This window comes from Streptomyces sp. SM10, from assembly GCF_002910915.1.
Taxonomy (GTDB): domain Bacteria; phylum Actinomycetota; class Actinomycetes; order Streptomycetales; family Streptomycetaceae; genus Streptomyces.
In genome coordinates this window covers 1-13,272 of record NZ_NEUF01000128.1, presented here as the reverse complement: position 1 = coordinate 13,272, position 13,272 = coordinate 1, and the positions used below count along the sequence as shown (strand labels likewise).

Below are 13,272 nucleotides of genomic sequence, written 5' to 3'. Positions count from 1 at the left end.
ACGATGTAGTCAAACTTGACTAGCAGGGCAAAAGTAGACCCGCCGATGCCATTCGTCAAACTTGATTACTTGGAGTCCCCCGGGTCGGTGACCCCTGTCGCGTAGGGGTTCTCCTGCCCCTCGGAGAGCACTCCGACGAAGGGCTCCCCCTCGCCCGAGAAGGTGTACGCCCCGGCCTCGATCCGCGCGATCAGACCCCGGGTCCACTCCGCCCCCGCATCCGCCGAGTGGACCCACATGTTCATGATCTCGCCGATGTGGCCGAGCGCCTCCGGCCCCTCGGCCGGGGTGTAGTGCTCCGTCACCGAGGCCCTCCACCCCTCGATGGCCACGATGCGCGCCCTCAGGAGCGCCACCGCCTCGGCCCGCTCCAGGTCGACGATGAAGCCGATGCCCGCCGAGAGCACGTCCACACCCTCGTCGTACGCGGTCAGAGAGGCGCGCAGCAGGGTGAAGTACTCCTCGGCTCCCCGGTCGGTGATCTCGTACTCGGTGCGGGGCGGGCCGCCGGCCGTGGACGGGGCGACCTCATGGGCGATCAGCAGTCCCTGCTTCGCCATCTGCTTGAGCGCGTGGTAGATCGATCCGGGCTTGGCGTTGGACCACTCGTGGGCGCCCCAGTACTCCAGGTCGTTGCGCACCTGGTAGCCGTGCGCGCGGCCGTGCTGGCGCACGGCCCCCAGGACCAGGAGACGGATCGCCGACATAGCACCCCTACCCTTTGTAATCAACTTTGACTAGGGTAGCCCGCCTCTTCGGCGACGAGATCGCGGGCCGTCCTGCCGTCGAGCGTCTCCCTGAGGATGTCGGCGTGTCCCGCGTGACGGCCGATCTCCTCGACGAGGTGGATCAGCAGCCAGCGCATGGAGCATCGCGCGTCCTCGGGGAACCAGGGCGCCTGGGGCAGCGGGAAGGTGTCGTCCATGCTGCCGACGTCACGGCGGATGAACTCCTCCGTCTCCACGGCGACCTTCGCCCAGAACTCCAGCATCTGCGGGACCGTCTCGTCGCCCACGAGCCGGAAGCCGTCGGCCCAGGTCTCGGCATTCCGGGCCTTGTCGTTCGGACGCCGCTGCGCCATCCGCAGCCAGTTCAGCTCCGTCTCGGCGACGTGCTTGAGCAGCCCGGAGAGCGAGAGATCGCTGACGCCGGGACGGCTCGCGGCCTCCTTCTCGGAGAGGCCGAGCACGGAGCGTCGGACCGCGCCCCGCTGTGCCTCGACGAAGGCCAGGAGCGCACCGCGCTCGTCGCCGGGAGCCTCCGAGGGAACGTGGGTGACCATGGTGCCTGCCTTCGGTCGGGCTGGACGTCTGCTCGCCTGCCTGCTGACGTCAACGTAGCGATCCATCAGGTCGGATCCTGTCCGCCACGGACCGCGTCAGAAGGGAAAGACCGTGCGCCCGTGCTGCACGGAGATCCACTTCCGGGTGGTGAACGCCTCCACCGCCGCCTCACCGTTCAGCCGCCCCATGCCGGAGCTCTTCTCGCCCCCGAAGGCGACCGCCGGATCGTCCTGCACGGTGGCACCGTTGACGTGGAACATCCCCCCGGTGATGCGCCGCGCGAACCGCACACCGCGCTCGGCGTCCGCCGTGTGGACGGCGCCGCTCAGGCCGTAGGGGCTGTCGTTGACGAGGCGCACGGCGTCGTCCTCGCCGTCGAAGGGCAGCAGCAGCGCCACGGGCCCGAAGATCTCCTGCTCGAGCAGCGGTGACCCTTCGGGCAGCCCCGTCAGCACGGTGGGTTCGACGAGGTTGCCGCGCGTGCGGCCCCGGACGAGCGCGGTGGCGCCCTCCGCGATCGCCCCGTCGACCAGCGCGGTGAGCGCCTCGGCCTGGAAGGCGCTGATGACAGGGCCGATACGGGTACCGGGGTCCCGTGGGTCTCCCGTCGGCAGGGCGGAGACCGCGGCCGTGAAACGCTCGGTGAACTCCTTCTCCACCGAACGGTCCACCAGGATGCGGTTGGCGGCCATGCCGACCTGCCCCTGGAACAGGAAGCGGCTGTAGACGGCCGCCCGGACCGCGTGTTCGAGGTCGGCGTCCTCCAGCACGACCAGGGCGCTGTTGCCGCCCAGTTCGAGGATCGTCCGCTTGAACAGCCCGGCGGCGACGGCGGCCACATGACGGCCGACCCGGTCGGAGCCGGTGAACGAGATCACCTTGGGCACGGGGTGCTCGATGAATCCGTCACCGATCTCGGCGCTGTCGGTGACCACGACGTTGAGGAGTCCGGCGGGCAGGCCCGCGTCCTCGAAGATCCGGGCCACCAGGGCGCCGCCGGCGATCGGCGCGTTCTGATGGGGCTTCACCACCACCGCGTTCCCGAGGGCGAGCGCGGGTGCGACCGTCTTCACCGTCACCAGGAAGGGGAAGTCGAAGGCGCTGATCACACCGACGACCCCGACGGGCAGCCGGTAGACACGGTTCTCCTTGCCGTCGGCCAGCGAGGGCAGCAGTCCGGCCAGGGGGCGCGTCGCCCGCCCTGCTGCCTCCCGCAGGAACTCCTGCGCGGCACGCACCTCGTACTCGGCCCTCGGACGGGTGCCGCCGAGTTCCTCGACGATCAGCTCGGCTATGTCGTCCCGGCGTTCCCCGACGAGCCGTACGGCGTTCTCCAGAACCGCCCGCCGCTCATGAGGACCGACCGTCGCCCATTCCCGCTGCGCCCGTTCGGCCGCCCGATAGGCACGGTCGACTTCCGCCGCGGTGGCCACGGTGATCGAGCAGAGTTTTTCGCCGTTGTAGGGATTGAAATCAATGATGTCCCACTCACCGTTGCCGGTCAGCCACTCGCCGTCGATGTACTGGTGGGCCAGTTCACTGAGGAAGGACATGCAATCCCTTACTGCAGGCGCAGACTCCTGTCGGTCTGTCATCGTACTGTCGATTCAAGTCAGTTGAAGGAGTCCCCGGAGAAGATCCCGGCTCTCCTCCGGGCCCGGGCTGTCCTCGTGGAGCCGGACCATGGCCTTTTCGTACTGGGCGACTTCTTCTGCCTTGTCCAGATAGAGCGCACTTGTCAGCTGCTCCAGATAGACAATGTCCGACAGGTCGGATTCGGGGAAGCGCAGCATCGTGAATGCCCCGCTTTCACCGGCGTGGCCGCCGAAACTGAAGGGCATCACCTGGAGGGTGATGTTCGGCTGCTCCGACATGTCGATCAGGTGCCGCAACTGCGCACGCATCACTTCGCGGCCGCCGTACGGACGGCGCAATGCCGCCTCGTCCAGCACGGCGTGGAAGCGGGGGGCACGCTCGGAGACGAGCGCCTTCTGCCGCGCAAGCCGCAGCGCGACCCTCCGGTCGATCTCGGCCGCCGGTGCACCCGGCATGCCGCGCGCGACGACCGCGTGGGCGTAGGCCTCGGTCTGCAACAGACCGTGGACGAACTGGACTTCATAGATCCGGATGAGCGAAGCCGCCCCCTCCAGACCGATATACGTCTGGAACCAGCCGGGCAGCACATCGCCGTAACTGTGCCACCAGCCCGCCACGTTGGCCTCACGGGCCAGGCCGAGGAGCGAGTCCCGCTCCACCTCGTCCGTGACTCCGTACAGCGTGAGCAGGTCCTCGACGTCCCTGGCCTTGAAGCTCACCCGTCCCAACTCCATGCGGCTGATCTTCGATTCGGAGGCGCGGATGGAGTAGCCGGCCGCCTCACGGGTGATGCCTCGCGACTCGCGCAGGCGCCTGAGCTGTGAGCCCAGCAGGATGCGCCGCACCACGGAACCACTCGACTCGCCTGCCGACACCGGCTTCCCAGCCCTCCCCATCGCTTCCCGTACTCCGGAGCTCCCCCGAACCCCGGAGGCGGATTCTGCCACCAAAACGCTTCAGCCCGTACTCATTCGATTACAGAAATGGCAAGACTTTCCGAAAGCTCCAAAACTATGAAGCGGAAGAAATGAGTCCGAACCAGCACGCTACCGGTCAGATCAGGCGCGTGCACGTGCATCTGCCCTTGCATCTGCCGTGCGCATTGGGAACCATGGTCCTCGCGCACCTGCGTGCTCGTTCGTGTTGTGCCGCTGTACCCGCAGTGCCCGCATCAAGCAATGCCGCTACAGCCGCGAATCCCGGGAGTGCCTCGCATGGGGACGAATGGATCGACGATGCTCGAGCCGTTACGGCAGGGGCTTCCACCCATCGACCCCTCGGCGGTCGCGGGCTCGGCCACCTGCGCGCTGCCGGCCCGGTACGAAGCGGTGGGCGGGGCACGGCGGTTCACCCGTACGACGCTGACCTCCTGGGACCTGGGCGACCACTTCGACGACGTCGCCCTGGTCGTGTCGGAGCTGGTCACCAACGCGTTGCGGCACGCCCTGCCGGCCGATGCCGCGCGGGAGCGGCAGGACACCACCGTGCGGCTGCACCTGATGCGCTGGGCCTCGCGCCTGGTGTGCGCGGTGCGCGACCCGAGCGAGAAGGGGCCGGTGGCGGGCCAGGCTCCGGATTCGGCCGAATCCGGCCGGGGCCTGTTCCTCGTCGAGTCGTTCAGCGACTGCTGGGGCTGGCACCCCTCCCCCGTACCGGTCGGTGACACGACACCCGACGGAGGCTTCGGCAAGGTGGTCTGGGCCCTGTTCCGGCTGACGGACCACGCGGCCCCGGAGCCCGTTCCGCTCGACGCGTTCCCCGACAGCCTCTAGGCGCGCCCCCGGCACCGGACGGGTACGGAGCTCGCCTTCGGTGTGCGACCGGCCGGGCGGACGCGTGCCCAGGGCGGGCGGTCCCGCGGTCAGGACACGCGGTCAGACGGACGCGCGGTCAGGCGCCCGCGGCCAGGTGGTCGAACTCCCCGTCCTTGACGCCCAGCAGCAACGCCTCGATCTCGGCCGGCGTATAGACGAGTGCGGGCCCGTCGGGATGGCGCGAGTTCCGCATCGCCACATTCCCTCCGGGCAGTTTCGCGAACTCCACGCATGATCCCTGGGAGTTGCTGTGTCTGCTCTTCTGCCAGACGACCCCGCGAAGCTCTGTGGCCGCCATGCCGTTGTACACGTGGTGCACAGGACGCTCCCCGAGTTGCAAGGTGCAAGTGTCAACTAGCTCGGATCATAGCTGTGTTCATATGCCAATGCATGAGCAGATGCACGTGCACGCCGGGTGCGCACGCGATTACAGTTTCCCCTGATCCGCCCGGGCGGTCCGTCCACCCTTCCCCCAACCTCTATGAGGAACAGACGAACGGCACGCCAATTTGGCTCCCGTTTCGCGGAGTTGTTCTGTGCGGTCCTGGTAGTTTGGCGCGGACTTCCGGCCGTGAATCCACAAGGGGAACTCCATATGGACAGGCTTCCGCGCTCCGGCGCTCTCGCCGCAGCCGGTCTCGCAGCCATGTGTGTACTGGCCGCCTGCAGTGGTGACGGCCCCGCCCCGGACGACGCGCCGGCCGCCGGACGGCGCACGGGACAGAGCGCGCCGCCCACCGGCGACGGCCAGGACACGGGAACCCCGGGTCCGGGCGTCGCGGCCCTCGATGGCACCTGGACGAGCACGTCCGACGGCTCGCCCGTCGTCCTGTCGGTCACCTCCGGCAAGGTGGCGCTCGTCGCCGACCAGCACGTCTGCCAGGGCGAGGTGAAGGACACCGGCGAGGTGACGCTCACCCTCAAGTGCCTCGACGGGAACACCGACCGGACGAAGGGGGCCGTCGAGTCCGTCGACGGCGACAAGCTCGTCGTCTCCTGGGGCGCCGGGGCCGAGGACACCCTCGCCAGGACCGATCCCGACAAGCTGCCGACCGGCCCGCCCGAGGCGCCCTCGGCCTGACTCCGCTCCCTACGCCCGCCCGCTGCTGATCTCCAGCGCCCGCGAGAAGTCCTCCAGGGCGCGGAGCAGCAGGGTGGCTCCGTTGCGTACGAAGGAGTCGGGCGGCGGACCCGGGGCGGCGTCCCTGCGCGCCAGCGTCTGCCTGAACTCCTCCCAGTCCGGGACGCGACGCTCCCGTACCGCCTTCGCACCCTCCTCGGTGACCCGGCGCACCACGTCGGCCAGCTCGGCCGCCTCGGGGACGGGAGTGGCGGACGCGGCGGGCAGGTGGGCCTCCATCAGCATCGCGACCCGGCCGAACTGGGCGAGCGCGTCCTGCGCGTCCGCGGCGGAGGTCCGGGAGATGCCGCGGTGGCGGACGGGCTCGTACTGGGCCCTGTCCAGCGCCTCCTGCCAGGCGACGCGGGCCTCCCGGGTGGTGAGCAGGGCGGTGCGCACGTCCTCCAGGGTCCTGGACGCGGGATCGGCGTACCGGTCGAGGACCGTGGCGGCGTAACGCCCGTCCGTGGTCACCCAGCCGGCCAGCCGATCGCGCAGTCGCGGGGTCTCCCAGGCCGGGTAGACCGCGTACGAGATCATCGCGAGGAGCCCCCCGACGAGGGTCAGGACGACCCGCTCGGGCACGGTCTGCGACCAGTCGTCGCCGGCCATGCCGAGCAGGAAGACCACATAGGCCGAGGCACCGATCTGGCTGACCGCGTATCCCGTCCGCATCAGCAGGTACATCACCCCCGCGCTCACCACGGCGAGCAGGGCGGAGAACGCCACGCCCGGATGGGCGGCCTGGACGATCCCGGTGGCGACGGCCACACCGATCACCGTGCCCATGAAGCGGGCCACGGAGCGTGAGTACGTCTGGGTGAACTCGGGGCGCATCACCATCACTGCGGTCATCGGCGCCCAGTAGCCGTGGCCGAACGGCAGGGCCACCCCCATGAGGTAGCCCGCGCCGGACACCGCCGACACCCGGATCGCGTGGCGCAGGATCATCGACCCGCGCCGCAGTTCGCGGCGCATGGAGCGGTAGACGACGGGGATCAGCCGCAGCAGGGTCGGCCGGCGGCGGTGCGGGACGAGCGGCTCCCCCGGCGTCCTGTCGTCCGTACCGGTGCCCTCGGCGATCTCGATGACGTCACCCAGCAGGGAGGCCAGCCGGTCGGCGGCCCGCTTGGGCGGGCCGGTGAGGATGACCTCGGTGTCGGGGGACTTCAGCACCGAGAGCGCCGTCTCGTCCAGGCGGACGGGGTCGCCGTGACGCACCGCCCGGGCCGCGGAGTCGAGCAGGGACCCGGCGGCGCCGAGGATCTCCTGCGCCCAGTAGCGCTCCGGGCCCTCGGCCGGAACCCCCAGGGCGGGGTCCGCCAGCGAGGCGAGGACCGGCCGCAGCCGTTCGGCGACCCCGCGCGCTCCGTGCAGGTCGGCGGGGCGCCGCCGGGCCTGGCGCGGGGTGACGGCTGCGGCGTTGCGCGCGGTCATCAGCGGTACGGGGTCGAAGGGCGCGACCGGGTCGTGCCGGAGTCTGCGGGCGTAGTCGGCCTCGCCCTCGAGTGCGTCGGCGAGCGCGTCGCGCTGGGCCCCCCATCTGCGCACCGGGAACAGCACGATCAGCGCCGCCTGCACCAGTCCGCCGAACGCCATCATCCCGGCGTGTGTGGCGGCGTCCGCCACCGAGGTGGGCAGGGTGATCGTGACCAGCATGATCGCGACGTTGGATCCGGCGATGATGCCGCCCGTCGGTCCCGCCGCCCAGGTCATCCCGGCGGCGAACGTCCAGAGGACCAGGAGGGGGAGGAACACCACGATGTGCGAGGCGGTGACGTAGCCGACGAACGTCGACACGGCCAGGCTGGCTCCGGAGACCAGGGCGAGCACGGGCCGGGGTCGCCAGCTGCGCTGGAACGTGGCGATGGCCGCCTGGAACGCGCCGAAGGCGGAGCCGGCGGCGATCACCGGCCCGAAGAACGCCAGGCTCACCCCGATCACGAGGGCGAGCCCCGCGGCGCCGCGCAGCGCGATGAGCGGTTCGAGACGCCGCCGCTCGATCGTCAGCCCCGAGCGGGCGGTCTCCCTCAGCGCCCGGAGCCAGCTCATGGACCGAGCCTAGCCGGATTCCCCTGCAACTCCGGCTTATGCCGCACCACCCGATCTATGGGCGGATTCCGGGCCCGCTTCCGCCCATCCTGGCCCGGTCGGCCGCAGCCGTTCCGTGGTTCCAGCCCTCGGCGTCCGTCGCCCCGCGCAACCGCGTCGTGGTGGTCCGGGGGAACATCCGCTCCGCGGTGTCGGTCACAGCGACGTCCCGGGCGGCCAGGACGGGCAGCAGCGCTCCGGATCCGCCGTCGGTGCTGTCGGAGCCCTCGGATCCCGCCGCGGCGGTGACCCGCGCGGTGTCCGCCGTGAGACGACTGCCCAGCCGCTGGGCGTACGCCATCAGGAAGGACTGCCGGAAGGTCTTGGTCCGCTTACGCCCGCCCGCCCGCTGCCCGGCCTCCGCCTTGGTCATCGCGGAGGTCCCCTGGACCAGCAGAGAGGTGAAGAGCAGCTCCACGGCCTCCAGGTCGGGCTCGAAGCCGACGACCGTGGTGAAGCCGAGGTCGCTGTTCCACACCGCCCGGCAACGGTTCGCCGACGCGACCGAGTCGAGCAGGACCGCCTTCGCGCTCTCGTACGGCGCGTCGACCCCGATCCGGACGGCGCCCGGCGTCCCGGCACTCCGGGTACGGGCCGCGAGGAGCGCCTCGTCGATGCTGTGCCGGGCCATCAGCTCCTGCGCCTTGGTCGTCAGCGCCTCGGCCTCCTCGGGGAAACCGGTCGCCTCCGCCTTGGCGAGCAGCGCCCTGATGCGGGTGAGCATGCGGGGCTCGCCGTGCGCGGGCGGGCCGTGCGGTGCGCCCGCGGCGGAGGTGCCGGGCTGCGGCCCGACCGGCTCGATCACCGGCAGCCTCAGCAGCAGCCGGTACAGCTCCAGGAGCGCGGAGGCGTAGGTGAAGCGGTCGGGACGGTTGCGCGGCGCCGGGACGGGCATCGCGGCGAGCTGGTCGGCCCAGCGCGGGGGCAGCTGACCGTACCCCGCCGTCTCCGCCGTGATCAGGGCCGAGACCAGCGCGCCGCCCGGCTCCTCCAGCTCACGCCGGACGGCCCGGACGACGTCGGCGGGCTGCCAGCCCCGTGCCCAGGCCCGCCGGACGAACTCCTCGCCCCGGCGGTGCAGCTCCTCGTCGGCGGACGGATCCGCGGCGAGCAGGGAGGCGCCGGTGTCCAGGCCCGCGTCGCCGTCCGAGTAGAGGGCCGCGGCGCACGCCCGGTCGATCACCGATTCCATGCGGCCAGGGTAGGCGGCGCCCCGCCGCTCAGTGCTCCCCGGGGAGCAGCACCAGCTTGCCGCGCACGTGCCCGGCCTCGCTCAGCTCCTGGGCGCGCGCCGCCTCACGGAGCGGGAAGGTCCGTTCGACCGGGATACGCAGTCCGCCGACCGACGCCGCCTGCGCGTACCCTCCGAGCCGCCTGCCCTCGTCGGGACTGTTCCCGCCGCCCGCGGAGAAGGCCACGCCGAAGTGCGCCGCGTCCGGGTCGGAGATGGTGGCGATCCGGTCCGCCGTGCCCCCGCGCAACTCCACCGAGTCGGCGAGCGCCCCCTTGCCGACGACGTCGAACACCGCGTCCACGCCCTGGGGCGCGGCCTCCCGCACCCGCTTCACCAGCCCCTCCCCGTAGGCCACCGGGACCGCGCCCAGCACCCGCAGGTAGTCGTGGTTGGCCGGTGAAGCGGTCCCGACGACGGTGGCGCCCCGGGCCACGGCCAGCTGGACCGCGGCGGAACCGACGGCTCCGGACGCACCGTGCAGCAGCAGGGTCTCGCCCTCGGAGACCTCCAGTTCGTCCAGCACCCGGACCGCGGTGGCCGTCGCGAGGGGCAGCGCGGCCGCCTCCGCCCACCCCAGGACCTCCGGTTTGCGGGCCACCACGCCCACGTCCGCCAGGACGTACTCCGCGTACGCCCCGGTGGCGCTCCGCCCGAGGACCTCGTCGCCCACCGCGAACTCCGTGACGCCCGCTCCCGTCTCGTCGACGACTCCGGCGAACTCGACTCCGGGTGTGGCGGGCAGCGGGGTGGGAAAGGCCGCCTCCATCCAGCCGTTGCGGATCTTGTGATCGACCGGATTGACCCCGGCGGCCCTGACCGCCACCCGGATCTGACCGGGGCCGGCGTGGACGTCCTCGACCCGGACCTGGCGCAGGACCTCGGGGCCGCCGAACTCCTCGTACACGATCGCTTCCATCACCGTCTCCTCCGCCGCCTGCCGTGTTCCCGGCGCGCGCAGCCGCGCCCCGCACCTCGATCCTCGCGCCGGACGGGCGCGCCCGCCCGGCGAGCCGGGCCCGCTGTCAGTGCCGGATGCAAGACTCGGCCCATGACCGAACGTTGGGCACTCGCCGGCGCGGAGGACGGCGGCGCACTCCTCGTGCCGCTGGCGCGCGACGGCCTGCCCGACGGCCCCGTCCTGGCCGAGCCGGACCTCGTCGAGTCCGTCCGCTCCCGCCCCGAGGTGGTCCGCTGGGTCTGGCGTTCGACCGCCGGGATCTATCCCCGGCTGCTCGCGGCGGGCGTGCGGGTCGAGCGGTGCTACGACATCGAGTGCGCCGAGCTGCTGCTCCTCGGTCACGAGGGTCGGCTCGGGGAGCCCCGTTCCGCGGCTGCGGCCTGGGCCCGGCTGCGCAACGCCCCGGTGCCCCCCGATCCGCCGCCGCGGTCGGCCGAGCCGGGATACCAGTCCTCCCTCTTCGAGCCCCGCTCCGGCACCGACCTGCCGTTCGGCGCGCTCCTGGAGGTCTACGCGGATCAGCTGCGCCGCCACGAGGGGACGGAGCACCCCGGCAGGATGCGGCTGCTCACGGCGGCGGAGTCCGCGGGCATGCTGGTGGCCGCCGAGATGAACCGGTCCGGACTCCCCTGGCGGGCCGATGTGCACCGCGCGGTGCTGGACGAGCTGCTCGGCGAGCGTTACGCCGGCGGCGGCGAGCCCCGCCGGCTCGCCGAGGCCGCGGAAGAGGTGTCGGCGGCCTTCGGCAGACGCGTGCGCCCCGACCTGCCGGCCGATGTCGTGAAGGCGTTCGCCCAGGCCGGGATCAAGGTGAGATCGACCCGGCGCTGGGAGCTGGAGGAGCTCGACCACCCGGCCGTGGAACCGCTCGTCCGCTACAAGAAGCTGTACCGCGTCTGGACGGCACACGGCTGGAGCTGGCTCCAGGACTGGGTGCGCGAGGGCCGCTTCCGCCCCGGGTACCAGCCGGGAGGCACGGTCAGCGGGCGCTGGACGACCAACGGCGGCGGGGCCCTGCAGATCCCCAAGGTGATCCGCCGGGCGGTCGTCGCCGACGAGGGCTGGCGGCTGGTCGTGGCGGACGCCGACCAGATGGAGCCGCGGGTGCTGGCCGCGATCTCGCGCGACCGCGGCCTGATGGAGGTGGCCGGACACGAGGGCGACCTCTACAAGGCTCTCTCCGACCGGGCGTTCCACGGCGACCGCGACCACGCCAAGCTCGCGCTGCTGGGCGCGGTCTACGGGCAGACCTCGGGCGACGGCCTGAAGAACCTGGCGGCGCTGCGACGGCGCTTCCCCCGCGCCGTGGAGTACGTCGACGACGCGGCGAGGGCCGGCGAGGAGGGGCGGCTCGTCCGCACCTGGCTGGGCCGCACGAGCCCGCCGGCCGCCGGGGCGGGCGAGGACGGCGAGGCGGGCATCCCTCAGGAGAGCGAGGAGCCGACGGCCGGGGAGAGCGCCGACACCTCCGGCTTCACCCCGGGCTACGCCTCTTCGAACGCCCGCGCGCGGGGCCGCTTCACCCGCAATTTCGTCGTCCAGGGCAGTGCCGCGGAGTGGGCCCTGCTGCTCCTGGCGGCGCTGCGGCGGACGCTCGCCTCCGCCGGGATGCGGGCCGAGCTGGTCTTCTTCCAGCACGACGAGGTGATCGTGCACTGCCCGGCCGAGGAGGCCCCCGCGGTGGTCGAGGCGATCCGTGAGGCCGGGGAGCTGGCCGGACGGGTCGCGTTCGGGGAGACGCCGGTGCGCTTCCCGTTCAGCACGGCGGTCGTGGAGCGCTACTCGGACGCCAAGTAACCCGCCCGGACCGGTGGGCGGCCCGGACGGCGGCGGGTGCCCGGGCCGGAAGGGTCTCCCCGCCCGGCCCGGAAGGGCCTTCCCGCCCGGGGAGCCGCCACCACGGGGCCGGGCGGGAAGACAGGATGCGGCGGCCCGTCAGATCCGCTGCCAGAGCGCGGGCACGTTCGGCGGCTGCCACCCCGCCTGGGCCCGGTGTCCCTGAAGGCAGCGGTAGCTCGCGCCGCCGTACGTCACCACCGCGCCGGTGGCGTACGTCGTGCCCGCCGCCCATGTGCCGCCCGGCTCGGTCGGCGGGTCCGTGGGATCGGTGGGCGGATCGGTCGGCGTACCGCTGGTGACGAGGGTCAGCCCGTACGCGGCCAGGGCCGGGTTCACCGGCTGGTAGTACGTCGTACCGCCCTGGGAGCAGTTCCCGGAGCCGCCGGAGGTGACGCCCTGCGCCTGGCTGCCGGAGATGAACGAGCCGCCGGAGTCACCGGGTTCGGCACAGACACTGGTGCGCGTCACGCCGGTGATGGTGCCCTCCGGGTAGGTGACGCTGCTGCCGTGCTGCTGGATCGTGCCGCAGTGCCAGCCCGTGGTGGAGCCGGAGCGGCAGACCGAGGAGCCGGCCACGGCCTGGGTGGATCCGGTCACGGTCACATCGCCGTTGCCGTATCCGTTCACCAGGGCGCGCGGGGTCCAGTTGGCGTTGACCGCGACCCAGGCGTAGTCGCGGCCGGGGAAGGTGGAGCCCTGGAAGGACCCCTGCGCCTGCTGGTTGACCCCGCTGGTGGTGACGCCGGGCGTCCCGCAGTGCCCGGCGGTCACGAAGCCGTTCTGGGTGCCGCGCCTGACGGGGAAGCCGATGGAACAGCGGCCCGAACCGTTCATGTAGTACGCGTCGCCGCCGCGCAGATCCGCGTAGGCGCGGGGCTGTTCGGCCGAGCGGTCGATCCGCACGAGGTCACCGGAGACGCCCGAGGCGGCGAGGAAGACGTCCGCCGCCTCCGTACGGGTGGCGTTGACGACCAGCCGGTTGGTGCGGACGTCCACGTACCAGGACGGCACGTCCTTCGGCGCCTTGCGCAGTGCCACCTCGTCCAGCGCCGCCTTGGCCGCTTCGAGGCGGTCCAGGCTGTGGCCGACGACCTCGGCGCGGGCCCCGGCGGCGGTGATCCGGGCGACGTCGGCCCGATCGGTGGTGGCGACGGTGAGGACGGCGGCGGGGCCGCTCAGCCGGGCGCTGGCGAAGTCCGCGCCGAGCGACTTCTCCAGCGCCGCCGCCACGGCCGCCGCCCGGTACTCGCCGGCTATGCGGGCCCTCGCCTCGCCGGCGTCGAGGCCGAGGTCGCGCCGCATGGCTTCGGCCAGGCCCGGCGAGAGCCGGTCCGCGG

12 protein-coding genes are annotated in these 13,272 nt (G+C 72.2%); 3 read left to right on the top strand and 9 right to left on the bottom strand.

Annotation, left to right across the window (positions count from 1 at the left end):
- Positions 1 to 65 precede the first annotated feature (65 nt).
- The 4 genes from B9S57_RS20295 to B9S57_RS20280 form a co-directional block, all read right to left on the bottom strand.
- Positions 66 to 707 carry a PadR family transcriptional regulator gene (locus B9S57_RS20295; protein ID WP_103516981.1) on the bottom strand — a complete coding sequence of 214 codons (642 nt, stop codon included), beginning with the start codon at positions 705 to 707 and terminating at the stop codon, positions 66 to 68.
- A 20-nt stretch (positions 708 to 727) separates the two neighbouring features.
- Positions 728 to 1,282 carry a DinB family protein gene (locus B9S57_RS20290; protein WP_103516980.1) on the bottom strand — a complete coding sequence of 185 codons (555 nt, stop codon included), beginning with the start codon at positions 1,280 to 1,282 and terminating at the stop codon, positions 728 to 730.
- A gap of 96 nt (positions 1,283 to 1,378) precedes the next feature.
- Positions 1,379 to 2,836, bottom strand: a complete 1,458-nt coding sequence (locus tag B9S57_RS20285; RefSeq protein WP_103516979.1) for an aldehyde dehydrogenase family protein — start codon at positions 2,834 to 2,836, stop codon at positions 1,379 to 1,381.
- 54 nt (positions 2,837 to 2,890) lie between these two features.
- Positions 2,891 to 3,775, bottom strand: coding sequence for a helix-turn-helix transcriptional regulator (locus B9S57_RS20280; RefSeq protein ID WP_103516978.1), 885 nt, complete (start codon positions 3,773 to 3,775; stop codon positions 2,891 to 2,893).
- A 339-nt stretch (positions 3,776 to 4,114) separates the two neighbouring features.
- On the opposite strand from B9S57_RS20280, the gene B9S57_RS20275 reads away from it, so the two are divergent.
- Entirely contained in the window at positions 4,115 to 4,651 is a 537-nt protein-coding gene (locus B9S57_RS20275) for an ATP-binding protein (RefSeq protein ID WP_103516977.1), read from the top strand.
- A 118-nt stretch (positions 4,652 to 4,769) separates the two neighbouring features.
- Here the strand turns inward: B9S57_RS20275 and B9S57_RS20270 are convergent, their stop codons facing one another.
- Complete coding sequence (locus tag B9S57_RS20270; RefSeq protein ID WP_099173559.1) at positions 4,770 to 5,012, bottom strand: DUF397 domain-containing protein; 243 nt, start codon at positions 5,010 to 5,012, stop codon at positions 4,770 to 4,772.
- Between the two features lie 276 nt (positions 5,013 to 5,288).
- Here B9S57_RS20270 and B9S57_RS20265 point away from each other — a divergent pair, with 276 nt between their 5' ends.
- A complete protein-coding gene (locus B9S57_RS20265; RefSeq protein ID WP_103516976.1) occupies positions 5,289 to 5,774 on the top strand; it encodes a hypothetical protein in 486 nt (161 codons plus the stop codon).
- Between the two features lie 9 nt (positions 5,775 to 5,783).
- Here the strand turns inward: B9S57_RS20265 and B9S57_RS20260 are convergent, their stop codons facing one another.
- The 3 genes from B9S57_RS20260 to B9S57_RS20250 are packed head-to-tail and all read right to left on the bottom strand — an operon-like array spanning position 5,784 to position 10,054.
- On the bottom strand, positions 5,784 to 7,865 hold the full coding sequence (locus B9S57_RS20260) for an FUSC family protein (RefSeq protein ID WP_103516975.1): 2,082 nt from the start codon (positions 7,863 to 7,865) through the stop codon (positions 5,784 to 5,786).
- Positions 7,866 to 7,920: 55 nt separating this feature from the next.
- Positions 7,921 to 9,096 (bottom strand): DUF2786 domain-containing protein, encoded by a 1,176-nt coding sequence (locus tag B9S57_RS20255; RefSeq protein WP_103516974.1) that lies wholly within the window; start codon positions 9,094 to 9,096, stop codon positions 7,921 to 7,923.
- Between the two features lie 28 nt (positions 9,097 to 9,124).
- Positions 9,125 to 10,054: an NADP-dependent oxidoreductase gene (locus tag B9S57_RS20250; protein WP_103516973.1), complete on the bottom strand. Its 930-nt coding sequence runs from the start codon at positions 10,052 to 10,054 to the stop codon at positions 9,125 to 9,127.
- A gap of 132 nt (positions 10,055 to 10,186) precedes the next feature.
- On the opposite strand from B9S57_RS20250, the gene B9S57_RS20245 reads away from it, so the two are divergent.
- Positions 10,187 to 11,893, top strand: coding sequence for a bifunctional 3'-5' exonuclease/DNA polymerase (locus tag B9S57_RS20245; RefSeq protein ID WP_103516972.1), 1,707 nt, complete (start codon positions 10,187 to 10,189; stop codon positions 11,891 to 11,893).
- A 138-nt stretch (positions 11,894 to 12,031) separates the two neighbouring features.
- Here the strand turns inward: B9S57_RS20245 and B9S57_RS20240 are convergent.
- Positions 12,032 to 13,272: alpha-lytic protease prodomain-containing protein (locus tag B9S57_RS20240; RefSeq protein ID WP_103516971.1), on the bottom strand; the 1,241-nt coding region annotated here is incomplete at its 5' end.